This is a genomic window from Streptomyces sp. NPDC001137, assembly GCF_040298885.1.
Taxonomy (GTDB): Bacteria; Actinomycetota; Actinomycetes; order Streptomycetales; family Streptomycetaceae; genus Streptomyces.
In genome coordinates this window covers 94,916-119,059 of the sequence record NZ_JBEPBA010000027.1, presented here as the reverse complement: position 1 = coordinate 119,059, position 24,144 = coordinate 94,916, and the positions used below count along the sequence as shown (strand labels likewise).

Genomic DNA, 24,144 nt, shown 5'->3' with positions numbered 1-24,144 from the left:
TGGCCGGCCGTCGACGGCGTCTGCGGCGGAACTCCCCATATGCACCTGACCTGTTCGGAGGCGTATGTCGTCACCGGCGGCCGGGGTGCGGTGCAGACTCTCACGACGTCCGGGTACGAGGTCACGCCCCTCGTACCCGGCACGGTCGCCTGGTTCACGCCTGGCACCATCCACCGCCTGGTCAACGAGGACGACCTGCGCATCACGGTGCTGATGCAGAACAGCGGCCTGCCGGAGGCGGGCGACGCGGTCCTGACACTGCCGCCGCGGTACCTCACCGACGCGGAGACGTACGCCGCCGCGACCAGAATTCCGACGGATGTGCCGGAGGAGGAGCAGGAGCGGTTCGCCCGCGCCCGCCGCGACCTCGCCCTGGAGGGCTACCGGGCGCTTCGTGAGGCGGACGGCCCCGAGGCCCTGGCCGCCTTCCACCGGGCCGCCGCGGCACTGGTACGCCCTCGGCTCGCCGAGTGGCGCGAACGCTGGCGGCGTGGCGCGGAGGCGGCCGCCGCAGCCACGGGGGAGCAGCTCGACCGCCTGGAAAAGGGCGACGTCGGCCACCTCGCGGAGGCCGTCGTCAGGGCCGAACTGCCCTCGGCGCAGGGGAAGTTCGGGATGTGCGGGCGGTTGGACGTGTACCGGGCGAACTGACCGGGTGCACCCTGATCGCGACGGTGGGTAGCCTGGACGCATCGGCTGGGCCCAGCGCACCGGGAGGCCCGATGAAATACGTCGTGTTCTACGAGTCGGCCGACGACCTGGCCGCGAAGGCGCCCGCCCACTTCGCCGCGCACGCCGCCCGATACCAGGAGTACGTCGAGCGCGGCGAGCTGCTGATGATCGGCCCGTTCGCGAACCCCCAGGAAGAGGGATCGATGGCCGTCTTCACCACTCGCGCGGCGGCCGAGGACTTTGTCGCCGGCGACCCGTTCGTGCTGCACGGAGTGGTGAAGTCCTGGCGCATCCAGGAGTGGAACGAGGCCCTCGCCCCGTCCTGAGCGCCGACCGCGGCACCTCCGGCGGAGCGCTCAGGCCGCCGAAGGCCCCGCCACCGTCCATCCCTCCGCCTGAGGGTGGGCGGTGAGGTCCTCGTGGTGCACCGGATTGCCGCAGGCCCGGCAGGTGACGACCGGGACCAGTTCGTTGCCGCAGATGTGCTCGACGACCATCGGGCGGTCGTCGGTGCGCAGATGGCGGTCGCCCCACTCCATGAGGGTCATCAGGACCGGCTCCAGTTCGAGCCCCGCCCTGGTGGGCCGGTACTCGAAGCGCTGCGGCCGCTCGCTGTAGGCGCGCTTCGTCAGGATCCCGGCGTCCACCAGGCGCCGCAGGCGGGCGGCCAGCACGTCGCGCGGGGCGCCGATGTTGCGCACCAGCTGGTCGAAGCGCCCGTTGCCCAGGCACACCTCGCGCACGACGAGCAGGGAGTACTTCTCGCCCACCAGCGCCAGGGTGTCGGCGATGGAACAGGGGCGCGGGTCTTTGGTGGCGGCCATGACGCCCAGTCTAGGGGAGGGTTTGTTTTTCCAACCTTCGGAGTTATGGTGAGTTTGGATTTCCTACTCGCCAGTAGTTCCGCCAACCCGCCGTGGAGGCACGCACATGCGTGACGCAGTGATCGTCGAAGCCGTACGCACCCCGATCGGCAAGGGCAAGCCGGGCGGCTCCCTCGCACACGTCCACCCCGTCGAACTCCTCGCCCACACCCTGCGCACCCTCGTCGAGCGCTCCGGCGTCGACCCGGCACTGATCGACGACGTCATCGGCGGCACCGTCGACCAGGTCGGCGAGCAGGCCATGAACACCACCCGCTACGCCCTGCTGTCGGCGGGCTTCCCGGAGACCGTCCCCGCGACCACGGTGGACCGCCAGTGCGGCTCCTCCCAGCAGGCCGTGCACTTCGCCGCGCAGGGCGTCATCTCGGGCGCCTACGACCTCGTCGTCGCCTGTGGCGTGGAGTCGATGAGCCGGGTGCCGATGTGGTCGAACGTGCCGCCCGGCAAGGACCCCTTCGGCCCCGGCGTCGCCGAGCGCTACCCGGAGGGCCTGGTCCCGCAGGGCATCAGCGCCGAGCTGATCGCCGCCAAGTGGTCGATCACCCGCGACCAGATGGACGCCTTCGCGGTCTCCTCGCACCGCAAGGCCGCCGAGTCCTGGGCCAACGGGCTCTTCGACGCCGAGGTCGCGCCCCTGGAGGGCGTCACGCGCGACGAGTGCGTACGGCCGTCCAGTACCACCGAGATCCTCGCCGGCCTCAGGCCCGCCTACCATGACCCGGTCTTCGCCGAGCGCTTCCCGCAGATCGAGTGGAACGTCACCGCGGGCAACGCCAGCCCCGTCAACGACGGCGCCTCCGCCGTGCTGATCACCTCCAGCGAGACCGCGGCCCGCCTCGGACTGCGCCCGCTCGCCCGGCTGCACAGCTTCGCCGTCACCGGCTCCGACCCGCTGCTGATGCTCACGGGCGTCATACCGGCGACCGAGAAGGTGCTGCGCAGGGCCGGCCTGACCCTCGACGACATCGACCTGTTCGAGGTCAATGAGGCGTTCTCCAGCGTCGTCCTGGCCTGGCAGCAGGAGACCGGCGCCGACCTCGCCAAGGTCAACGTGCACGGCGGCGCGATCGCGATCGGCCACCCGCTCGGGGCCAGCGGCACCCGCCTGACGACCACCCTCGTGCACGCCATGCGCGCGCGTGGGGCACGCTACGCCCTGCAGACCATGTGCGAGGCGGGCGGACTGGCCAACGCGATGATCCTGGAAGGCGTGTAGCCGGCCGTCAGCGTCCGCGCAGCTGGTGCCGCTTGCGCCAGGCCACCACCGCGCCCACCAGGGCCGGTACGGCGATACAGGCCATGGCGATCAGGAAGGCGGGGGACGTCGGTGCGGAGGCGCGGGCGCCGGCGACGGCGTACGCGGCGGTGTTCGGCACCGAGCCGAGCGCCGTCGCGAGCACGAACGGCACCCAGCCCATGCGGGAGACGGCGGCACAGTAGTTCGCGGCCCAGAACGGCACCCCCGGGAACAGCCGGGCAGCCATCATCGAGCGGAACCCGTGCCGGCTGAGCTGCCCGTCCGCCGCCTTCAGCAGCCGGCCCCGCAGCAGCGGGCGCAACGCGTCCTGCCCGAGCATCCGGCCCAGTCCGAAGGCGACCCCGGCGCCGAGCACCGTACCCGCGAGGGCCGTCCCGGTCCCCAGTTGGGAGCCGAAGAGCGCGCCCGCCCCGAGGTTCAGCAGTGGCCGCGGCACGAACGCCACGGTGCACAGCCCGTACGCCGCCGCGAACACCATGGCCGCCGCGGCGCCGCCGAGCTGCGGCGGCCAGCCGTGCGCCAGCATCCGCTGCGGCTGGAAGAGCAGCACGGCAGCGGCGGCACTCGCGAGCAGGACGACAAGCAGGGACAGCCGTGACCACGGCGAGAGCAGCACGCGCGTGCAGCGCGAGCCGAGGCTCGGCGGTGGTACGGGTACGGCGGCGACGGCGAGCTCCGTGGCGGCGGCCCGGGGAGAGGCCGTGGCGGTGCCCCCAGAGCGGGTGGTGGCATCGAGCATTCCGTGACAGTAACGGATTGATATATGTGATGGCCGTATGGTTCGTCTCATGAGCGTCACAGGTGCGGACATTCTGGACGTGCCCTTCAGCACACTCGCCGACACCGTGCTGGAGCGGCTCACCGCCACGTACGCCGCCGCGGCCGACCCGAAGCGCGCCGAGTCCATGCGCGCGTACATGAAGGACGTGGCCCCCTTCCTGGGCCTCAGCACGCCGGTGCGCCGGAGCCTGTCCCGTACCGTCGTCGCGGGCCTGCCGCGCCCCGACGAGGGAGACTGCACGGCGATCGCCCTGCGCTGCTGGCAGTTGCCCGAGCGCGAGTACCACTACTTCGCCGTCGACCATCTGCGCCGCCACGCGCGCGTGTGCACCTCCGGATTCCTGCCGGTCGCCCGGCACCTCGTCACCACGGTCCCCTGGTGGGACACCGTCGACGCGCTCGCCGCCCATGTCGTGGGCGCGCTGGTGGCGGCCGACCCGCGGCTCACGGCGGACATGGACGCCTGGATCGCGGACGACGACCTGTGGGTCGTCCGCACCGCCCTGCTCCACCAGCTGCGCCACAAGGAACGCACCGACGCGGAACGGCTCTTCGCCTACTGCGTGCGTCAGTCCGGGCACCCGGACTTCTTCATCCGCAAGGCCATCGGCTGGTGCCTGCGCGAGTACGCCAAGACCGACCCGGAAGCCGTACGGGCCTTCCTGGCCCGGGAGCGCGGCCGGTTCGCGCCGCTGTCGGTCCGGGAGGCACTGAAGAACATCGGGCCCTGAACCGGACCGGCGCGCGAACTCCCGTGACCTGAAAAATCATTCGACGCCGGCAGGAGCGTCGGCAATGATCGGCGTCATGTTCCGGTACGCCTTCCACCTCGCAGCATCCGCAGTCGCGGATGCCCCGAAGGCTGCCGTTCCCACTCTCGTCGCCGCAGTCGACGGCGCCCGAAGCTGACCCTCTCCGGATCGTCCGGCGGACCCCGCAGGGGGAGGGTCGGCGAGTTCCTTGGGGTCCCCATCTCTCCTACGAAGAGGCTTCGAGGTATCGCCATGCCCAAGACGGCATACGTGCGCACCAAACCGCATCTGAACATCGGCACCATGGGCCACGTCGACCACGGCAAGACCACCCTGACCGCCGCCATCACCAAGGTGCTGGCCGAGCGCGGCACCGGCACGTTCGTGCCGTTCGGCCGCATCGACCGCGCCCCGGAGGAGGCCGCCCGCGGCATCACCATCAACATCGCCCACGTCGAGTACGAGACCGACACCCGCCACTACGCGCACGTGGACATGCCGGGCCACGCCGACTACGTCAAGAACATGGTCACCGGCGCCGCGCAGCTCGACGGGGCGATCCTCGTCGTCTCCGCGCTCGACGGGATCATGCCGCAGACAGCCGAACACGTCCTGCTCGCCCGGCAGGTGGGCGTCGACCACATCGTCGTCGCCCTGAACAAGGCCGACGCGGGCGACGAGGAGCTCACGGACCTCGTCGAGCTGGAGGTCCGCGAACTGCTCACGGCGCAGGGCTACGGCGGCGACGCCGTACCCGTCGTACGCGTCTCCGGGCTGAAGGCCCTGGAGGGCGACCCGCGGTGGACGGCGTCCATCGAGGCGCTGCTCGACGCCGTGGACACATATGTGCCCATGCCCGAGCGGTACTTGGACGCGCCGTTCCTGATGCCCGTCGAGAACGTGCTCACGATCACCGGCCGGGGAACGGTGGTGACGGGCGCGGTCGAGCGCGGTGTCGTCCGCGTGGGCGACCGGGTCGAAGTGCTCGGCGCCGGGCTGGAGACCGTGGTCACCGGCCTGGAGACCTTCGGCAAGCCCATGGAGGAGGCGCAGGCCGGCGACAACGTGGCGCTGCTGCTGCGCGGGGTCCCGCGGGACGCGGTCCGGCGCGGACACGTCGTGGCGGCGCCCGGCAGCGTGGCGCCGAGCCGCCGCTTCTCCGCGCGTGTGTACGTCCTGTCGACGCGCGAGGGCGGACGCTCGACCCCGGTGTCGAGCGGCTATCGACCGCAGTTCTACATCCGCACCGCGGACGTGGTCGGCGACGTCGACCTCGGCGGGACGGCCCTCGCCCGGCCCGGCGACACCGTGACCATGACGGTCGAGCTGGGGCGTGACGTGCCGCTGGAGCCGGGGCTCGGCTTCGCGATCCGCGAGGGCGGCCGCACGGTCGGCGCGGGAACGGTGACCCGTGTCGGCTGACGGCTGCGCGGACGTCGGACCGTAGGCGCCGAGAGGGGTGGGGAGCTGCCGGCCGGTTGCGGCCGGTCGCGCCCCGTGGCGGGGCCGCATGTCGATGCGGCCCCGCACCCCTTCAGGCCGTCTTTGCACCGGCGCGTGTCCGTACCGGCGACAATGGGCCCGTGGACGAGCCGATACCCGTGACCCGAGACGTCGATCACGGCACCGCCAAGCTGATGCCCGACGTCGACCGGAAGCGGGCCTGGCTGCTGACGGTCGACGGGGCGCCGCAGTCGTACGTGGACCTGGACGAGCCGGAACACCTGGAGTTCGAGTACGCACGACGGCTCGGGCACGTCCTGGACACCCTTGCTCAACCGGGCAGTCCGCTGGACGTGCTGCACCTCGGCGGGGGCGCGCTCACCCTGCCCCGGTACCTGGCCGCGACCCGGCCCGGCTCGCGACAGGACGTCGTGGAGACGGACCGCGCCCTGCTGGAACTGGTCCTGGAGCACCTGCCGCTCCCGGACGGCTCGGCCGTCACCCTGCACACCGCTGACGCCCGCGTCTGGCTGGAAGCGGCCCCCTCGGACTCGGCGGACGTGCTCGTCGCCGATGTCTTCGGCGGCTCCCGCGTCCCGGCACACCTCACCTCCGTCGCCTACGCCCGTGAGGCCGCCCGGGTGCTGCGCGACGGGGGCGTCTACCTGGCCAACCTCGCCGACGCGGCGCCCTTCGCCTTCCTCCGTTCCCAACTCGCCACTTTTGCAACGGAGTTCGAGGAGCTGGCGCTGATCGCCGAACCGGCCGTCCTGCGGGGGCGCCGCTTCGGCAACGCCGTACTGGTCGCCGCGCACCATCCCGTCGACACGGCCGCCCTGGCCCGGCTCACGGCGGCCGACGCCTTTCCGGCACGGGTCGAGTACGGACCCGGGATCCGCGCCTTCGTCGCCGGTGCGCGCCCGGTGCGGGACGAGGACGCCGTGCCGTCGCCCGAGCCTCCCGACGGGGCGTTCGGTATCGGCTGAACCGTCTGGGGTGGCCGCCGGGTCCGTCGTCACGGGTCCGGTGCTCCGCCGTGGGTCCGACGCGTCCGGCAGTCATACCGGCGTCGTCGAAACAGCCCCTGGCCAGCCTAGTCTACTCGTGGGTAACATGCCCGTCATGAGCGCAGACCAGATGTCGATCGGCGAGATGCTCGCCGCGACGGTGCCGATGGCCCGGACCCTGAACCTCCAGTTCCTGGAGACCACGCCCGAGAAGGCCGTGGTGGCCCTGCCGGACCAGAGCGAGTACCACAACCACGTGGGCGGGCCGCACGCCGGCGCGATGTTCACCCTCGGTGAGACCGCGAGCGGATCGATCGTGCTGGCCGCCTTCGGGGATCAGCTCGCGCGAGCGGTTCCGCTCGCGGTGAGCGCCGAGATCGCGTACAAGAAGCTGGCGATGGGAGCCGTCACCGCCACCGCGACCCTCGGCCGCCCGGTGGCCGATGTCGTGGCGGAGCTGGATGCCGGGGAGCGGCCCGAGTTCCCGGTGTCGATCGAGATCCGGCGCGCCGACGGTGCCGTCACCGGCGAGATGACGGTCGTGTGGACGCTGCGTCCCAACGGCTGAGCACCGCCTGCACACCGGGCCCGGGGGCGTGTCGCCCCCGGGCCCGGTGTGCTTTCGGTTCGGCGGCCCCGCGACGAGACCGCTGAGGTCGCCGTCCCCGGGGAACCCGGCTCAGGCCGCCAGCGGCCGGCGTCCGGGGCCGGTGCCTTCGTCCAGCCCGGCGACGAACTCCTTGAGCCAGGTGGTGAATTCGGGGCCGAGGTCGTCGCGGTCGCAGGCGAGGCGGACCACGGTGCGCAGGTAGTCGGCCTTGTCGCCGGTGTCGTAGCGCAGGCCGTCGAAGACGACGCCGTGCACCGTGCCGTCCGCGGCCAGTTCCCGCAGGGCGTCGGTGAGCTGGATCTCGCCGCCGCGGCCGGGCGGGGTGCGCTCGAGGGTGTCGAAGACGGCCGGGTCGAGGACATAGCGGCCGATGACCGCGTATCTGCTGGGTGCGTCCTCGCGAGACGGCTTCTCGACCAGGCCGGTGACGCGGACCACGCCGTCCTCGCCCGTTGCCTGGGCCGCTGCGCAGCCGTAGAGGTGGATCTGCTCCGGCGGGACCTCCATCAGGGCGACGACGCTGCCCGCGTGCCGGCCTCGCACGTCGAGCATGCGGCTGAGGAGGGTTTCGCGGGGGTCGATCAGGTCGTCACCGAGCAGGACGGCGAAGGGCTGGTCGCCGACGTGCCGGCGGGCGCACAGGACGGCATGGCCGAGGCCGAGCGGCTCGCCCTGGCGGATGTGGTGGATGCGGGCCAGGCGGGCGGGATCGCGCACGGCGTCCAGACGTACCGTGTCGCCCTTGGCGGCGAGCGCCTGTTCCAGTTCGAAGGCGTTGTCGAAGTGGTCCTCGATGGCGCGTTTGTGGCGTCCGGTGACCATGAGGACGTCGTCGAGCCCGGCCGCGGCGGCCTCCTCCACGACGTACTGGATGGCCGGCTTGTCGACGACCGGCAGCATCTCCTTCGGGGTCGCCTTGGTCGCGGGCAGGAAACGGGTGCCGAGGCCGGCGGCGGGGATCACGGCCTTGGTGACCGCACGGGGGGAAGGGGTGTGGGGGACGATCATGCGGCTCATGCTGGCGCACGCGGATGAGAGCCCGCCGAGAGGAACTTGGGATCCCGCTGTGGGTCCGGGCGTGGAGGTTTCGTGTGCCAGGCGTCCGGGGGGTGCACACAACTCCACTGCCGCCATACGGTTGTTTCGAATACGGGTGCGGATACCGCCGGTAACTTATCTGAAGTTGCCGCGTTTTGAACTTTCGTCACTCGAACTCCTTGTTTCCTGTCTGTCAATTGTGCGAAAGTGAGCGGCCCTGTAGCGGTCCCAGAACCCGACCCGGCATAGGTATGCACCAAACAGGCACCTGCTTTCCGATGGACGCGAAATCCGCTTACCGTCCTGCGGCTTGGAAGGAAATGGTTCAGTGCAATCCCCCAACCCCCCACGACCGCCGTACCCGCCCCGTCCCGGATCGGGGCCCGCCGAGTCCGATCGCAACCTCATCGCACAGCTGGGTCCGGATGCCGCGGGTGCCCGTGCGGGCGCGCTGCTGCTGGCCCGGCACTGGCGGGCCACGTACGACTACGCAGTCATATGCCTCGCCTCCGGGGAAAGCCCGGCATCCATGGCCGCGGCCGCCGCCTTCCAGCGGGTGCTGGGACGGCCGGGCGGCGGCGCCCTGCGACCGCAACTCCTCATGGCCGTACGGGACACCGTCAAGGAGTGGGCCGCGGACGACGGCATTTCCGCTCTCCTGCCGGAACTTCGCAAACCGACCGGCGGTCGCGGACTGCGCGCCGCACGCTCCGCGACCCCCGAAAGGCGGCACATCGCCGAGCGGGCATTCCGGGCCCTTCCGGGAGCCTCGCAATGCCTGCTGTGGCACTCGGAGGTCGAAGCCGAACCCATAACCGTACCGGCTGGTCTGTTGGGGGTGGATGCGCCCACCGCGTCCGCCGCACTGGAGCAGGCGCGCGAGCAATTCCGGGTGGGCTGTGTGCGCGCCCACCGGGAACTCGCGCCCGGCAAGGAATGCCGCTTCTACAACCGCCTCCTCGACGTCCCGATACGCCGCGGCGGTGCCCTGCTCCCGGATGTCCAGCAGCATCTGACGCAGTGCCGGTACTGCCGTCACGCCGCCGAACAGCTCAGTCATTTCGAGGACGGCCTGGAAGTGCTGCTCGCGGAGACCGTGCTCGGCTGGGGCGCCCGGCGCTATCTCGACTCCCGCCCCGGCCGCGGCGGAGACCTGGCGTTCACGCCCGGGCGCGGCGGCGCGCGTTCCGGCGGCGGGCGGCACCGGCCCGACGCCCCGCGCAAGCACACCAAGGCCGTCGTCGTGGGGGTCGGTCTGACGACACTCGCCCTGCTCGCCACGGTTCTCGTCAGCAAGGGCTGGTCCGACGACAACGCTGTCCGCTCCGGCGCCACCTGGGGTGCGCCCAGCAGCAGCACCCTGCACCCCTCGCCCCCCGCGGCGGACACCACGTCGGCCGTCTCACCCTCGCCCGCCTCCGCGGCGCGGCCCGTCGAGATCGGCCGCGGTCGGCTCCGCAACCCGAAGGCCGGACTCTGCCTGGACGTCCAGGGCGGCCGGTCCAGGCCCGGTGCCGCGGTCGTGCTGGCGGCCTGCTCCTCGGCCGGGTCGCAGCAGTGGTCGTACCAGGACGACGGTCTGCTGCGCAGTACGGCCGACCCCACCCTGTGCCTCGACTCCGATGCCGAGAAGAACTCGGTGACCCTGGCCGACTGCGTGGTGCACGCGGGCGAGGTGCGCTACGACCTCACGGTCCGCGGGGAACTCCTGCTGCGCGGCGGAAAGGGGCTCCTCGTCGCACCGGGCAGACGGGCTGAGGTCGTCGTCACCGCACGGGACGGTTCCGGCGGGCAACGGTGGACGCTCGAAGTCGGCCTCGGAGACACCGGCCGCACGAAGAAGCCGGGCGGATCGCAGGACGGCGGTCCCCCCGCGGCCCAGGACTCGCCCGAGGACGCACCGAAGCCGCCCGGCTCCCGGGCCCCGGAGCGGAAGACCGGGGGCGAGCCCTACGACGGGCAGTACGAGGAGCGGTTCGCCCAGGTCGACGACGAAACCGAACCGTCCCGGCCGCCGGCGCCCCTGGACCGGGTGCGTACGCTCGCGGTCGACGTGCGGGCCGCGGTCGCCTCCGTCGCGGACACCGCGGGGAATCTCGAGGCCGTCCTGCACTGATCAAGGCACATGCACGGACATACACCCCTCTGGGGCCGCCCGCCGGGGCGGCCCCAGCTTCGTTTCTTGTCGGCATCGGAGTGTTTCTTGTTCGCTTCATTGACACGAGTCACCAACGGTCATAGTTTTCCCGCCGCGCCCACGGTGCCCTACGGGGTGTCAGGTCGGTCCTGAAGCAGACTGCGTTCAGATGCCGAACGCAGTCCGGGCCGCCGGGGCGTACCTGCGGTTCACAACGTCGTGCCCGCACACCGAAGGAGTGACGGCCCATGACCGACACTGTCTCGCGGAGATCCGCACTGCGTCTGCTGGGCGGCGCGATCGCCGTCGCCACGGCGGCCACCAGCGGTCTCACGCCCCCCGCGCAGGCCCTGGACAGACCCGAGGCGGGGGCCGGCTCCCGCGTCGAAGGCCTGATCGCCAAGCTGACCCTCGACGAGAAGATCTCTCTCCTGCACGGCGCCACCGACGCGAAGTCACTCGGCCAGGCGGGCTACGTCCCCGCCGTCGAGCGCCTCGGCATCCCCTCACTCCGTCTCGCCGACGGCCCCGCCGGAGTCCGCGTCACCCGGCACGCCACCGCCCTGCCCGCCCCCGTCCTGCTGGCCTCCGCCTTCGACCCGGACCTGGCCCGCCGCTACGGACAGGTCATCGGACGCGAGGGCCGCGCCCTCGGCCAGGACGTCCTGCTCTCCCCGATGGTCAACCTCATCCGCACCCCGTACGCGGGCCGCAACTTCGAGACCTTCAGCGAGGACCCGCTGCTCGCCTCCGGCATGGTCGCCGCCGAGATCGGGGGCATCCAGGGCGAGGGTCTCATCGCCACCGTCAAGCACTACGCGCTGAACAACCAGGAGAAGGACCGCATGTCGATCGACGTGCGCGTCGACGAGCAGACCATGCACGAGATCGAACTGCGCGGCTTCGAGGCGGCCGTGGGCGCCGGCGTCGGCGCGGTGATGGGCGCCTACAACAAGGTCAACGGCACGTTCTCCTGCGAGAACAAGAGCCTGCTCACGGACATCCTGCGCGACCGCTGGGGCTTCGACGGCTGGGTGATGACCGACTGGTTCGCCGCGCACAGCACCGTCGCGGCGATCACCGCCGGCCTCGACATGGAGATGCCCGACGGCACCCACTTCGGTACGGCGCTCAAGTCGGCCGTGCAAAGCGGCAGCGTGCCCGAGCGCTACGTCGACCGTTCCGTACGGCGCATCCTCACCGTCATGGACCGCTTCGGCCTCCTCGACGGCACTGCACCACCGCGCCCGGAGCGCGACGCACCGTCCGGCGCCGCCGTGGCCCTGGAGGTCGCGAAGGCGGGGGCGACCCTCCTGCGCAACGAGCACCGGACGCTGCCCCTGTCCCGGGGCGGCACCGTCGCGGTGATCGGCCCGACCGGCACCCTGCCCTTCGTCAGCGGCGGCGGCAGCGCACACGTCGTGCCGGACCACGCCGGCAGCCCCCTGGACGCCATCAAGTCCCGTGCGGGGAAGGTCATTTACTCCCTCGGTGAGGACCTGTTCGGCAAGCCGGTCCCGGCGTCCGCGCTGGGCCCTGCCTTCGACAGCGAGGGGCAGGGAGTCGACGCGGGCAAGGTGTGGACGTACGACGGGACGCTCACCGTCCCCGAGGACGACGAGTGGACCTTCGTCCTGCACTTCTCGTCCGCGCCCACGGCCCGCCCCAAGGTCCTCCTCGACGGCGCGGAGCTCTTCCCGCAGGCCTCCGGATACGGCGAGTTCTTCACGGGCGGCCTGGTCTCGGCCGCCCCCGACGGTCTGTCGGTGCGCCGCAAGACCCTCACCCTCGCCAAGGGCGCCCACACGCTCAAGATCACCGCCCAGGGAGGAGCCGACGGTCTGCTGTTCCGGCTGCGGCGCAGCACCGGCGCCACCCGCGCACAGGACGTCGCCGAGGCCGTCAGAGCCGCCCGCGCCGCCCGCGACGTGGTTCTCTTCGCCTACGAGGACGCCACCGAGGGCCTGGACCGCACCACGATCGCCCTCCCCGGCCACCAGCAGCAGCTGATCGAAGCCGTCACCGCGGCCAATCCGCGCACCACGGTCGTCCTCAACACCTCGTCCGCGACCTCGATGCCCTGGCTGCGGCGCACCGGCGCCGTGCTCCAGATGTACTACCCGGGCCAGGAGGGCGCGGCCGCCACCGCCGCCGTCCTGTACGGCGAGTGCGACCCCGGCGGCCGCCTCACCCAGTCCTTCCCCGTCGACGACGACCACCACCCGGTCGCCGGCGACCCCCGCCGCTACCCGGGCGTGGACGGAACGGAGGAGTACTCCGAAGGCATCCACGCCGGCTACCGCTGGTACGACGCCGAAGGGGTGCGGCCGCTGTTCCCCTTCGGGCACGGACTGTCGTACACCTCCTTCTCGTACGAGGACCTGCGGGCCCGCCGGACACGAGGCGGCATCGAGGTGTCCTTCACCGTCCGCAACACCGGCCGGCGCGACGGCGTCGCCGTGCCGCAGGTGTACGTCGGGCCGTCGCCGGACCTCCGACTCGACCAGGTGGTAAGGGCGTTGGGCGGCTACCGGCGGCTGCACCTGCGGGCGGGGGAGCGGCGGCGGATCGCCGTGGAAGTCACCGCGCGCACATTGTCCTCATGGGATCCGAAGCGTCACGATTGGGTGCTCGGGACCGGCCGGCGCACCGTGTGGGTCGGGGCGTCCTCGCGTGATCTCCGGTTGCGTACGAACGTGGAGGTGGGCACGTGATACGACGCATCGTCATCGGCCTGACGGCCCTCGCGGCGGCCCTCGTCGCACCCGTCGCGGCAGCGCAGGCCGCACCGTCCGGCGGCGACCCGGTCGTCCGCACCGACGCGGGGCTGGTGCGCGGCGAGACCACCGCCGAAGGACGGCAGTTCCTCGGCATCCCGTACGCCGAGCCGCCGGTGGGCAGGCTCCGCTGGCGCGAGCCGCACGCCGTACGCCCCTGGAAAGGGGTGCGTTCCGCACAGGACTTCGGCAACAAGTGCGTACAGAACTCCAGTTGGGATCCCGGCTACGACCGGCCCTCGTACACCGAGGACTGTCTCGACCTCAATGTGTACGTCCCCGAAGGCTCCGCCGGACGGTCGGTCCTGGTCTGGTTCCACGGCGGCGGACTGACGGCCGGTGCCGGTCAGGACGTCGTCCCCGACGCCTTCGCCCGGCAGACCAAAACGGTCGTCGTGACCGTCAACTACCGCCTTGGCGCGATGGGTTTCCTCGCCACGTCCGGTCTCGACGGCGAGACGCGCGACGGCGTCTCCGGCAACTTCGGCATGCTCGACCAGCAGGCCGCGCTGCGCTGGGTGCGGGCCAACATCGGCCGTTTCGGCGGTGATCCGGGCCGTGTCACCATCGCGGGCGAGTCGGCGGGCGGCCGCTCGGTCTGCACCCAGCTGGCCTCGCCCACGGCCAGGGGACTGTTCCGCGCGGGCATCATCGAGAGCGGCGCCTACGACGACTGCACCGCCCGTACCCACCCGGACGCGGTGGCCCAGGGAGCCGACTTCGCCAAGAAGCTGGGCTGCACCACCGTGGCATGTCTGCGTGGAAAGTCCGCCCGCGAGATCCTCGAAGCACAGGGCGACTTCGACTGGAATCCCGTGGTCGGGGGCGCCTTCCTGCCCGCACAGCCCGAACAGGCCGTCGCGAGGGGAACCGCGGCCCGGGTGCCCGTGATCAACGGCTCGAACACGGACGAGGGCCGGCTGTTCGCGTTCTCCGGCTTCGACCTGAACGGCACACCGCTCACCGCCGAGCAGTACCCGCAGGTCATGCGGAACGACTTCGGCGAGCAGGCACTCGCGCGCTATCCGCTGTCGGCCTACCCGACGCCGACCATCGGGTACGCCACCGCACTGGGCGACGTCCTGTTCAGCTGCCCGGCGCTGCGGCTCGACGGGCTGCTCGCCACCCGCGGACCGGTCTACTCGTACGAGTTCGCCGACCGCACCTCCCCGCCCTTCGCCTCCCTGCGCAACCTGCACACGGACTTCGACTTCGGCGCGACGCACGTCAACGAGATCCAGTACCTCTTCAAGCACTTCGGACTGGAGAGCCCGCTGAACGCCGAGCAGAAGGTCCTGTCGCGGCAGATGGTCCAGTACTGGGGATCCTTCGTACGGGACGGTGTCCCCCGAGCCGCGGGGCAGCCCCCGATGCCCACCGGCCCGGGCGTGGTCCTCTCCCTGAAGACCGCGTCCAAGGGCGGAAACACCCTGAGCACCACTGTCCATCAGGAGCACCAGTGCGATCTGTGGGACGGCGCCTCGGCAGGCTGACCCGGTAGGCTTCCCGGCGTGCGCCCCCGTGCGGCGCACGCCGGGAACACTGCACCAAAGGGTTACGAATCGGGAGGAAGTGGCGTTGCACGTCCAGGAGTGGCTCGACACGGTGCCCGCGGCAGCCGTCTACGCCGTGGTGGCGCTGGTCATCGGTCTGGAGAGCCTGGGCATCCCGCTGCCGGGCGAGATCGTCCTGGTCTCGGCCGCCCTGCTCTCCTCCCAGCACTCCGGCATCAACCCGATCGTGCTCGGCGCGTGCGCGACCGCCGGCGCCGTCGTCGGTGACTCCATCGGCTACGCCATCGGCCGCAAGGGCGGCCGCCCACTGCTCGCCTGGCTGGGCGGGAAGTTCCCCCGACACTTCAGCGAGGGCCATGTCGCCACCGCCGAGAAGTCCTTCGAGAAGTGGGGCATGTGGGCGGTCTTCTTCGGCCGCTTCGTCGCCCTCCTGCGCATCTTCGCAGGGCCCCTCGCGGGCGTCCTCCACATGCCGTACTGGAAGTTCCTGACCGCCAACGTCCTCGGCGGCATCTGCTGGGCGGGCGGCACGACGGCGGTCATCTACTACGTGGGCGTGGTCGCCGAGGACTGGCTGAAGAGGTTCTCGTATCTGGGCCTGGTGGTCGCGGTGCTCATCGGTCTCACGTCGATGCTGGTCATCAGGCGCAAGGCCAAGAAGGCGCAGGCGGCGCGTCAGGAGCCGGAACCGGTACCCGCCGGGGACTGAAGCGCCGCCGCGACCAGCCCCCCACCGGGCCGCGCTATGCCTGATGGATCTCCCCGTGCGACTTGGCGAGCTCCGCATACAAGGTGCCGTTCAGCGTGACCCCCTCACGCTCCTCCGCACTCAGCTCCCGCCTCACCTTCGCCGGCACCCCCGCAACCAACGACCCCGGCGGCACCTGCATCCCCTGAGGCACCAGTGCCTGCGCGGCGACCAGCGACCCCGCCCCGATCACCGCACCGTTCAGCACGGTCGCCCCCATGCCGATCAGACAGTCGTCCCCGACGGTCGCGCCGTGCACCACCGCGTTGTGCCCCACGGACACCCGCTCACCGATGCTGACCGGAAACCCGGGGTCGGCATGGAGCGTGCAGTTGTCCTGGATATTGGCCTGGGCCCCGACGGAGATGCGCTCGACATCCCCCCGCAGCACCGCCCCGTACCAGACGCTCGCCCCGGCCTTCAGCGTCACGTCCCCGATCACGGACGCCGTGGGCGCCACGAAGGCCTCCCCGTCGATCTTCGGTTCCCTGCCGCCGATGCCCGTGATCAACGCCTTGTGCGTCATCGCCCTCTCCTCCTCGTCGACACAGAACGCACCGTAGGCGATGACACCCCGCTGCCGGGTGCCGGGGCCGCGCGTCACGCTGCGGGCAAGGGGCGGGCGGCCGTACGGGTAGACCTGCCGTCGATACCGGTCGGCGTCGATGGCGAGGCGCTGAGCGGGCCCGTGCCTTTCGAGGTGCGGCCCGCGGGCGCTGCGGGTGCCGTGCCGCGGTGCAGGAATTCGACCGGCGCCGACTGCTCGGGCCAAGGCCGGATCGGCCGAGGCTGGGCGGACCGCGCCGGACGCGAGAGGTTCGCCGGCCCGTCCGGGGTGACCACGACGAGGCCGCGCACGGGCCCGGGAAGCCGAGCCGATCCACCGGACAGCACACCTAACCGCTCGGCGGTTTCTCCAGGGCGGCCTCCGCCGCGGACCGCCCGTCCGCGGCCGGTGTCCACCGCGCGCCGGTCTGCGCGCGGTACGCGGCGACGGCGGACTCCAGCGTCGGGAAGAAGTGGGCCGGATCGATGGTGCGGGTCAGTTCATAGCGTTCGATCTTGCGCCGCACCGGGTCCTTCAGCTCGGCGAACACCAGGCTCATGCCCCGCTCGTTGAGCGCCTCGTCGAGCTCCTCCAGTTCGTCGGCCGCCGTGGTGTCCACGTCCGTCACGGGCTCGGCCGCCAGCAGCACCCACACCGGCGGCGGCTCGCAGCGGGTCAGCCGCATGATGTGGTTGCGGAAGGCCTTGGCGTTGGCGAAGAACAGCGGCCCGTCGAAGCGGTGGATCACCAGCCCCGGCAGCTGCTCGGCCTCGGGGTAGGAGCGGACGTCGTGATAGCCGGGCAGCCCCGGCACCCGGCCCAGCACGGTGTTGTACGGCCACCAGGCCCGCCGGAAGACGTTCAGGATCGACAGGCCGACGGCGACCGCGATGCCCGGCAGCACTCCGAGCAGTGCCACCCCGAGGAAGGCCGCCACGGACAGCAGGAACTCGGCCTTGCGCTGATGCCACAGGCGTCCCGTGCCCGCGATGTCGGCCAGCGAGAGCGAGGCCGTGATGACGACGGCCGCGAGGGCCGGCTGCGGCAGATTGCGGAAGAGACCGGGCAGCACGACGAGCATCAGCACGATCAGGACCGCGCCGACGATTCCCGTCAACTGGCTCTTGGCGCCCGCCCGTTCGGCCACCGCCGTCCGTGAGCCGCTGGTGCTCACGGGAAACCCCTGGAACAGCCCGGCCGCCACGTTGGCCGCTCCGATCGCCGTCATCTCCTCGTTGCCGCGCACCTCCTGGCCGGTGCGGGAGGCGAACGCGGAGGCGTTGGAGATGGTGTCGGCGAGGGACACCAGGGCGATGCCGAGCGCACCGCCGCACAGCGGGCCGAGGTCGCCCCAGTGGACGTGGGGCAGGCTCAACGGCGGGAATCCCTGCGGGAGTTCACCGACCAGGCTCACCCCGTGCCCGCCCAGGTCGAAGGCCGAGGTCGCGGCGATCGCGAGCACCACCATGACCAGGACCGCGGGCACCTTGGGCAGCCACCGCTGAAGCACCAGGATCAGCACGATCCCCGTCACCCCGACCGCCACCGAGGCCCCCACCGCCTTGCCGTCGGCCACCCCCCGGACGAAGGCGCGCACCTCGGCGATGAGTCCGTCGGCGTCCGTCTTGAAGCCGAACAGCTTCGGGAGCTGCCCGATCAGGATCGTCAGGGCCAGCCCGTTCATGTAGCCGATCATGGTGGGCTTGGAGATGAGGTCGGCGATGAAGCCCAGCCGGCACACCCCGGCCAGGATCGTGACGGCGCCGACCATCAGGGAGAGCATCGAGGCGAGCGCCACCGCGCGCCCGCTGTCCCCGCCGGAGGCGATCAGGGGCAGGATCGTCGCGGCGATCATCGGGCCGAGAGAGGAGTCGGGGCCGAGGACCAGGATCCGCGACGGCCCGAAGACCGCGTACGCCAGAAGGCAGAGCACCGACGTGTACAGCCCGGTGATCGCGGGCAGCCCCGCCAGTTCCGCGTAGGCCATGCCCTGCGGGACCAGCAGCGTGGTCAGGACGACGCCGGCGACGACGTCCTTGATCAGCCACTCGCGCCGGTACGCCGACAGCGTGCGCAGCCCCGGCGGGACGTAGCGGCCTGTGGTGTCTGCCATCGCCGGACCTTCTTCGGACGTGTCGGCGCGTACAGGGCGATCAGTGTGACGGAGCAGAGCGAGTGGTACGGGATGTCGAGGAAGTCCGACGGGTCCACCGTCCTGGGTCGGCCGCCGGTCGCGGACTTGCTCCTACGACTCCTACACGGCCCGCACGAGCCCCGTCGTCACCTCGCAGGGGTGATGACGGGCATCGACCGACACCTCCTCCGTCCGCTCGTCAGAACCGGTGGTATCGCACGGCGCTGGCCATGACGACGTCCTGGACCGAGGCATGGCGCCGGCTGAAGGGCACCCAGAGCAGGCCCACGGGGAGAGCGACGCACAGCATGGCCCGCAGCAGCGCGCGGGGGATGCCGAGCAGCCGCCCGGTGCGGCCGGTGACTTGCAGGCCCAGCAGCCAGTCGCCGAGGGTGCCGCCGGTCGACGCCCAGCACACGCCGAGATAGAGCACGGCGACAGCCCCGCCGAGCACCCCCGTCAGCCAGTCGGACAGGTCGGGCATGCCGAACGGCGGCCCGGTGACGAGCAGCCGGAGACCGCCGTACGCGAACTGCAGGGCGAGCCCGATGCCGGCCACCACGAGCGTGTCGACCAGCGCCGCGAGGCATCGCGACACCACTCCCGCGGTGTCGCTCCCGGAGCCTGGGACCCCCTGTGTCACGGTGGCTGCCCATGCCCGTCGGCGTGTGCCGGTGCCACGCCGGGTCTGTGCAGCAGCCGGTCGGCGACGCGGTTCACCATCCGGTCGGCCCGGATGCTGCGCAGCCGCAGCGCGTCGACCGTCTCCTCGGCCATTCCGCCGCTGGTGTCCCGGACGATCCGGCCCAGGTCGATCTCCTCCAGCACCGCCCTGGTGAGCGAGACCAGGTCGACCCTGGCGATCACGGCGTCGAGGTCCAACCGGGCGGCGATCCGGTCGACGTCGATGCGCGCCACGATCCGGTCCAGGTCCAGCCGCGCCGCGATCTCGTCCGCATCCACCCGGGCCGTCACCCGGCTCACATCCAAGCGGTCGGCGATGCGGTCCACGTCGACCCGGTCCGCGATCAGGTCGATGTCGATCCGCCGCACGATCCGCATCACGTCCACGCGGTCCGCGATCCGGTCGACGTCGAGACGGGCGGCCAGGCCGTCCAGGTCGAGCCGGTCCACGACGGCGGCCGTGCCCGCGCGGACCAGACGGTCGGCGACCGAGCCGGCGGTCCCCAGCGCGTATCGCGTCACCCGTCCGGTGACGTCGAAGGGATCCACCAAGCTGCGCCAGGTCATCCCACCATCGCACCACGGCTCCGGCGCCTTCGCCTCATCCGTTTCGGGTGATCCGCGCACACTCGGTTGGGGTGAAGATCACAGCTTCCGCACCGCCTCGGCGCCCCGCACGCTGAGTACGGTGACTGAGTGCCGAAGAGCAAGAACACGTTCTCATCCTGGCGGCGAGGTCTCGCGCAGCGCGCCGTCCACGCGGGCTGGGCCTGGGTGCAGCGCACGGGCTCGGTGACGGCCGAGTGCCCCGGCCGCTTCCGCTTCGGCTCGATCGGCGAGGCCACCCGGCTCGCCTTCCCGCTCGGCACCGTCTTCGGCGAGGCCTGGATCCACATCGGCTCCCACTGCATCGTCGGCGAGCAGGTCACCCTCACCGCGGGCCTGATGCCCGACCTGGACCTCGGCCCCGACCCGATCCTGCGCATCGGCGACGGTGTCGTGCTGGGCCGCGGCAGCCACGTCATCGCCGACACCACGGTGACCATCGGCAGCGACTGCTACTTCGGGCCGTATGTGTATGTGACGTCCACGAACCACTCGTACGACGATCCGCACGAACCCATCGGCAGGCAGTGGCCGCGCATGGAGCCCGTGGAGATCGGGCCGGGCTGCTGGATCGGCACCGGGGCGGTGATCCTGCCGGGTGCGCGGATCGGGCGGAACGTGGTGGTGGCCGCCGGTGCCGTGGTCCGGGGCGAGGTGCCCGACCATGCCGTGGTGGCGGGTGCGCCCGCCCGTGTCGTGCGCCGCTGGACGGCTGCCGACGGCTGGCAGCCGCCGCTCAGGACGCCCGCACCGGTGCCCATCCCGGACGGCGTCACGCCCGACCAGCTGCGGGCCCTCTCCGAACTGGACGAGGAGACGGTGGCGAGGCTGGCCGAGCTGGAACCGGAGACCTAACCGGACCTAGCCCGTCGCCAGGAGCAGGGTGCCCACCAGGGCGAGGCCCGCGCCCGCCGCCTGGATGCCGCGCAGGCGCTCCCGCAGGAAGCCGCGCGCGGCGAGTGCGGTCACCACGGGGTAGAGCGAGGCGAGGACGGCGGCGACGGTGATCGGGCCGTGCTGGGCGGCGACCGAGTACGTGCCGTTCGCCGCGACGTCCGCGAGGCCGACGAAGGCGAGCGCCGGGAGGGACGCCCACGGGAAGCCGCCGGCCGGGAGGGCCCCGCCGCCCCGCCGCACGGAGGCGTAGAGCGCGACGCCGCCCGCGGCCACATTGGTCAGGCGCTGGACGAAGAGAGCGAGGAAGAGGCCGGTGACGGTGGTGGACGCCTCGGTGATCAGCGCGAACACGGTGCCGAAGCCCAGGGCCGCGACGAGGGTGAGCAGGATGGCCTGACGCTGCACCGGGGCGCCCTTGAGCTGTGGTCCGCCCGCGAGGACGACGCCGGTCACCGCGACCGCGATGCCCGCGACCTGCGTCAGGCCGGGGCGTTCGCCGAGGAAGAGGCCCACGCTCACCGGGACCGCCACGCTCAGGGTCGCGAGCGGGGAGACGACGCCCATCGGGCCCAGCGCGAGGGCCTTGTAGAAGGAGAACAGGGCGACCGGGCCCACCAGGCCGGCGGCGAAGGCGAACCACAGCCGGGGACCGGCCTCGCCGAAGCCGCCCGTGGCCAGCACGATCGCCCCGAGCACGGTCGCGGCGATCCCCTGCGAGACGACGACCACCGTGAGCGCCGGCGTGCGTCGCGTCAGCAGTCCGCCGCCGAAGTCGGCAAGGCCCCACAGCAGGCTGGTGGCCAGGGCGAAGAATGCTGTCACGGGTCGCCTCGCAGTACAGTTCGGTGAACGATCGGGTGCACAACACCGTAGTTCAGCACAGTGAACCCTGTCATCCAGAATATTGACCTCGCAGTACATGAATATGGACGGAACGTGTCGGACCTCGATCTGTTGACCCAGTCCCTGGCCCGCAACGTCAAGCGCTGGCGAGGCGAGCGGGGCTTCACCCTGGACGCGCTCGCCGCCCGCGCCGGTGTCAGCCGCGGCATGCTCATCCAGATCGAGCAGGCCCGCACCAACCCCAGCATCGGCACGGTCGTCAAGATCGGCGACGCGCTCGGCGTCAGCGTCACCACCCTGCTCGACTACGAGCAGGGGCCCAAGGTGCGGGTCGTCCCGGCCGATCAGGTGGTACGGCTCTGGCACACCGACGCGGGAAGCTACAGCCGCCTGCTCGCCGGTACCGAGGCGCCGGGGCCGCTGGAGATGTGGGACTGGCGGCTGATGCCGGGCGACAGCAGCGCCTCCGACCCGCACCCGGCCGGCACGGTGGAGATCGCCCATGTGACGGCGGGCGAGCTGACCCTCACGGTGGAGGGCGCCGAGTACCGCGTCACGGCCGGAGCGAGCGTCACCTTCGAGGCCAACGCCCCGCACAGCTACGGCAACCAGGGCGATCTGCCGGTGGAGTTCGTGCTGGCGGTCTCCGTCCCGCCCGTGCACTGAGGCGGCCCGGGACGCCCTGTTACGGTGCGGCCATGCGCCCACCCATCGGACACTTCGACATCGCGATCCCCGCCCCCGACGCCCTCGACCAGCTCACCCGCCCGGTCGCCGACGCCGTACGCCACTGGAGCGGCAGCGTCCCCGCCGACCAGATCGTCTACGTCGACACCGACCCGCAGTGGGCCGACACCGCCGTCTTCGTGGAGCACTACGGGCAGGAGCTGCTCGAGCAGTCGGCGAACTGCGTGGTGGTGGCCGGCAGGCGCGGCGGGGAGACGACACTCGCCGCGTGTCTCGTGCTCTCCACCTCCCGGGTCGACGTCAACGGGGTGGTCCGCCGCCAACTCGGCGCCCGCAAGGCCTCGTTCGCGTCCGTGGACACCGCGACGGGGGAGACCGGCATGGAGTACGGGGGCATCACCCCGATCGGCCTCCCGGACGGCTGGCCGGTACTGGTGGACTCGGCCGTGGTCGATCTCCCCCATGTCCTGGTCGGCAGCGGCCGCCGACGGGGGAAGCTGCTGGTGCCGGGGAAGGCGTTCGCGGAGCTGCCGGGGGCGGTGGTGCTGGAGGGGCTGGGCGTCTGACGGCACCGCGGCGCCCCTTTGGGCTCCCGGACCGCATAAGGCTTTGCCGGGGTCGCCTAACGCGCCGCGTGATGCGCCAAGGCCAGGTGCGGGTCCTCCTCACCCGGCGCAGGTGCCGGATCCGCGTGCACCAGGGCCGCCGTCAGTCTCGGTACGGCGTGCAGCAGGGCGTGTTCGGCCTCGACCGCGATTCCGTGCGCCGTACGCACGGTCGCCTCGCCGTCGACCACCACCGCCACCTCGGCCCGCAGCCGGTGCCCGATCCAGCGCAGCCGCAGCTCACCGACCTCCCGCACGCCCGGCACCGCGCGCACCGCCCGCTCCGCCCGGTCCACCAGCTCCGGGTCGACGGCGTCCATCACCCGCCGGAACACCTCCCGCGCGGCGTCCCGCAGCACCAGTGCGATCGCCGCGGTGATCGCCAACCCCACGAGCGGGTCGGCGAGTTGCCATCCCAGCGCCGAGCCGCCGGCACCCAGCAGCACGGCCAGTGACGTGAACCCGTCCGTACGGGCGTGCAGACCGTCGGCGACCAGTGCGGCCGAGCCGATCTCCCGGCCCACCCGGATCCGGTGGCGGGCCACCCACTCGTTCCCGGCGAAGCCGACCAGCGCGGCCACCGCGACGGCCGGCAGGTGCGCGACGGGACGCGGATCGAGCAGCCGCTCCACCGCCGCCCAGGCCGCGAACGCGGCCGACGCGGCGATCGTCAGCACGATCACGATCCCCGCGAGGTCCTCGGCCCGGCCGTATCCGTAGGTGAAGCGGCGCGTGGCCGCCCGCCGGCCCAGCACGAAGGCGATCCCGAGGGGTACGGCGGTCAGCGCGTCGGCGGCGTTGTGCACCGTGTCGCCGAGCAGCGCCACCGAACCGGACAGAACCACGACCACCGCCTGCGCCACGGCCGTCCCCCCGAGGACGGCCAGCGAGACCCAGAGGGCTCGCATCCCGCGGGCCGAGGACTCCAGTGCGGAGTCGAGTTTGTCGGCGGTCTCGTGGGAGTGCGGGGTGAGGAGGTGGCCGAGGCGGTGTCCGAGACCGGTGGGGCGGTGGTCGTGCGAGTGCCCGTGGTGGTCGTGGTGCGTGTGGTGCCCGTGGTCGTGGTGCTGGTCATGGTGATGGTGCTGGTCGCTCACGTGGGCCCCTTCCGGTGCGCGGTGGTGGACGCGGGGCGCCCACGGGACCATTATGTGCGTATGAGCGCACGCATGCACCTATCAACTGCGCAGGATGCGCACCCGCGCACCCCGGGCGAGGAACAGTTCGCGCTCGCCGCCGAACTCCTCGCCCTCCTGGGTGACCGCACCCGCCTGGCGCTGCTGCACGCCCTGACCGGCGGCGAGGCCGATGTCACGACCCTCACGGAGGCGAGCGTGGCGGCCCGGCCCGCGGTCAGCCAGCACCTGGCGCGGCTGCGGCTGGCCGGCCTGGTGAACACGCGCAAGGAGGGCCGCAGGGTCGTCTACTCATTGCGGGACGGGCATCTGCGGCGGCTCGTGGACGAGGCGCTGAAGGTGGCGGACCATCGCCTCAGCGACCGGCCGCTGCACGACTGAGGTT

General features: G+C 71.9%; 24 protein-coding genes. 15 read left to right on the top strand and 9 right to left on the bottom strand.

The genetic code is table 11. The features are described 5' to 3' along the window. Positions 1-39: 39 nt before the first annotated feature. Both ABT254_RS38445 and ABT254_RS38440 read left to right on the top strand, forming a co-directional pair. Entirely contained in the window at positions 40-651 is a 612-nt protein-coding gene (locus tag ABT254_RS38445) for a cupin domain-containing protein (protein ID WP_351481197.1), read from the top strand. A 71-nt stretch (positions 652-722) separates the two neighbouring features. Then, positions 723-998 (top strand): YciI family protein, encoded by a 276-nt coding sequence (locus ABT254_RS38440; RefSeq protein WP_351481081.1) that lies wholly within the window; start codon positions 723-725, stop codon positions 996-998. 30 nt (positions 999-1,028) lie between these two features. On the opposite strand, the gene ABT254_RS38435 is transcribed toward ABT254_RS38440, so the two are convergent. Further along, positions 1,029-1,496: a winged helix-turn-helix transcriptional regulator gene (locus tag ABT254_RS38435; RefSeq protein ID WP_351481078.1), complete on the bottom strand. Its 468-nt coding sequence runs from the start codon at positions 1,494-1,496 to the stop codon at positions 1,029-1,031. A gap of 106 nt (positions 1,497-1,602) precedes the next feature. Between ABT254_RS38435 and ABT254_RS38430 the strand changes: the two genes are divergently transcribed. Further along, entirely contained in the window at positions 1,603-2,772 is a 1,170-nt protein-coding gene (locus ABT254_RS38430; RefSeq protein ID WP_351481076.1) for a thiolase family protein, read from the top strand. A gap of 7 nt (positions 2,773-2,779) precedes the next feature. Here the strand turns inward: ABT254_RS38430 and ABT254_RS38425 are convergent, their stop codons facing one another. Further along, complete coding sequence (locus ABT254_RS38425; RefSeq protein WP_351481074.1) at positions 2,780-3,553, bottom strand: TVP38/TMEM64 family protein; 774 nt, start codon at positions 3,551-3,553, stop codon at positions 2,780-2,782. Between the two features lie 49 nt (positions 3,554-3,602). On the opposite strand from ABT254_RS38425, the gene ABT254_RS38420 reads away from it, so the two are divergent. From ABT254_RS38420 to ABT254_RS38405, 4 genes are all read left to right on the top strand, one after another. Next, positions 3,603-4,325 carry a DNA alkylation repair protein gene (locus ABT254_RS38420; protein ID WP_351481072.1) on the top strand — a complete coding sequence of 241 codons (723 nt, stop codon included), beginning with the start codon at positions 3,603-3,605 and terminating at the stop codon, positions 4,323-4,325. Between the two features lie 273 nt (positions 4,326-4,598). Further along, positions 4,599-5,768 (top strand): elongation factor Tu, encoded by a 1,170-nt coding sequence (gene tuf, locus ABT254_RS38415; RefSeq protein ID WP_351481071.1) that lies wholly within the window; start codon positions 4,599-4,601, stop codon positions 5,766-5,768. A 161-nt stretch (positions 5,769-5,929) separates the two neighbouring features. Further along, on the top strand, positions 5,930-6,775 hold the full coding sequence (locus ABT254_RS38410; protein WP_351481068.1) for a spermidine synthase: 846 nt from the start codon (positions 5,930-5,932) through the stop codon (positions 6,773-6,775). A gap of 151 nt (positions 6,776-6,926) precedes the next feature. Beyond that, positions 6,927-7,364 carry a DUF4442 domain-containing protein gene (locus ABT254_RS38405; RefSeq protein WP_351481194.1) on the top strand — a complete coding sequence of 146 codons (438 nt, stop codon included), beginning with the start codon at positions 6,927-6,929 and terminating at the stop codon, positions 7,362-7,364. A gap of 111 nt (positions 7,365-7,475) precedes the next feature. Here the strand turns inward: ABT254_RS38405 and galU are convergent, their stop codons facing one another. Next, on the bottom strand, positions 7,476-8,414 hold the full coding sequence (galU, locus tag ABT254_RS38400) for a UTP--glucose-1-phosphate uridylyltransferase GalU (protein WP_351481065.1): 939 nt from the start codon (positions 8,412-8,414) through the stop codon (positions 7,476-7,478). A gap of 358 nt (positions 8,415-8,772) precedes the next feature. Here galU and ABT254_RS38395 point away from each other — a divergent pair, with 358 nt between their 5' ends. From ABT254_RS38395 to ABT254_RS38380, 4 genes are all read left to right on the top strand, one after another. After that, on the top strand, positions 8,773-10,560 hold the full coding sequence (locus tag ABT254_RS38395; RefSeq protein WP_351481062.1) for an RICIN domain-containing protein: 1,788 nt from the start codon (positions 8,773-8,775) through the stop codon (positions 10,558-10,560). Between the two features lie 269 nt (positions 10,561-10,829). Beyond that, a complete protein-coding gene (locus ABT254_RS38390) occupies positions 10,830-13,295 on the top strand; it encodes a beta-glucosidase family protein (RefSeq protein WP_351481059.1) in 2,466 nt (821 codons plus the stop codon). Next, entirely contained in the window at positions 13,292-14,851 is a 1,560-nt protein-coding gene (locus ABT254_RS38385; RefSeq protein ID WP_351481056.1) for a carboxylesterase/lipase family protein, read from the top strand. Before ABT254_RS38390 ends, ABT254_RS38385 begins: the two co-directional genes overlap by 4 nt. An 85-nt stretch (positions 14,852-14,936) precedes the next feature. After that, on the top strand, positions 14,937-15,581 hold the full coding sequence (locus tag ABT254_RS38380) for a DedA family protein (protein WP_351481191.1): 645 nt from the start codon (positions 14,937-14,939) through the stop codon (positions 15,579-15,581). Between the two features lie 34 nt (positions 15,582-15,615). Here the strand turns inward: ABT254_RS38380 and ABT254_RS38375 are convergent, their stop codons facing one another. The 4 genes from ABT254_RS38375 to ABT254_RS38360 all read right to left on the bottom strand — a co-directional run bounded on the left by ABT254_RS38375 (position 15,616) and on the right by ABT254_RS38360 (position 19,552). After that, a complete protein-coding gene (locus ABT254_RS38375; protein WP_351481188.1) occupies positions 15,616-16,146 on the bottom strand; it encodes a gamma carbonic anhydrase family protein in 531 nt (176 codons plus the stop codon). 370 nt (positions 16,147-16,516) lie between these two features. Next, positions 16,517-18,280, bottom strand: a complete 1,764-nt coding sequence (locus tag ABT254_RS38370; protein ID WP_351481054.1) for a SulP family inorganic anion transporter — start codon at positions 18,278-18,280, stop codon at positions 16,517-16,519. Between the two features lie 220 nt (positions 18,281-18,500). Beyond that, complete coding sequence (locus tag ABT254_RS38365) at positions 18,501-18,899, bottom strand: RDD family protein (protein ID WP_351481052.1); 399 nt, start codon at positions 18,897-18,899, stop codon at positions 18,501-18,503. A gap of 41 nt (positions 18,900-18,940) precedes the next feature. After that, the gene (locus ABT254_RS38360; RefSeq protein WP_351481049.1) at positions 18,941-19,552 is read right to left on the bottom strand and encodes a hypothetical protein; all 612 of its coding nucleotides are present in this window, start codon (positions 19,550-19,552) and stop codon (positions 18,941-18,943) included. Between the two features lie 129 nt (positions 19,553-19,681). Between ABT254_RS38360 and ABT254_RS38355 the strand changes: the two genes are divergently transcribed. Beyond that, a complete protein-coding gene (locus tag ABT254_RS38355) occupies positions 19,682-20,446 on the top strand; it encodes an acyltransferase (protein WP_351481047.1) in 765 nt (254 codons plus the stop codon). A gap of 6 nt (positions 20,447-20,452) precedes the next feature. Here the strand turns inward: ABT254_RS38355 and ABT254_RS38350 are convergent, their stop codons facing one another. Beyond that, positions 20,453-21,310, bottom strand: coding sequence for an EamA family transporter (locus ABT254_RS38350; protein WP_351481045.1), 858 nt, complete (start codon positions 21,308-21,310; stop codon positions 20,453-20,455). A 114-nt stretch (positions 21,311-21,424) separates the two neighbouring features. Here ABT254_RS38350 and ABT254_RS38345 point away from each other — a divergent pair, with 114 nt between their 5' ends. Together ABT254_RS38345 and ABT254_RS38340 are read left to right on the top strand one after the other, a co-directional pair. Next, a complete protein-coding gene (locus tag ABT254_RS38345; RefSeq protein ID WP_351481042.1) occupies positions 21,425-21,997 on the top strand; it encodes a helix-turn-helix domain-containing protein in 573 nt (190 codons plus the stop codon). Between the two features lie 32 nt (positions 21,998-22,029). After that, on the top strand, positions 22,030-22,584 hold the full coding sequence (locus ABT254_RS38340; RefSeq protein ID WP_351481040.1) for a YbaK/EbsC family protein: 555 nt from the start codon (positions 22,030-22,032) through the stop codon (positions 22,582-22,584). 56 nt (positions 22,585-22,640) lie between these two features. Here the strand turns inward: ABT254_RS38340 and ABT254_RS38335 are convergent, their stop codons facing one another. Beyond that, on the bottom strand, positions 22,641-23,720 hold the full coding sequence (locus ABT254_RS38335; RefSeq protein WP_351481038.1) for a cation diffusion facilitator family transporter: 1,080 nt from the start codon (positions 23,718-23,720) through the stop codon (positions 22,641-22,643). 60 nt (positions 23,721-23,780) lie between these two features. Here ABT254_RS38335 and ABT254_RS38330 point away from each other — a divergent pair, with 60 nt between their 5' ends. Beyond that, positions 23,781-24,140: an ArsR/SmtB family transcription factor gene (locus ABT254_RS38330; RefSeq protein ID WP_351481035.1), complete on the top strand. Its 360-nt coding sequence runs from the start codon at positions 23,781-23,783 to the stop codon at positions 24,138-24,140. The last annotated feature ends 4 nt before the right edge of the window (positions 24,141-24,144 follow it).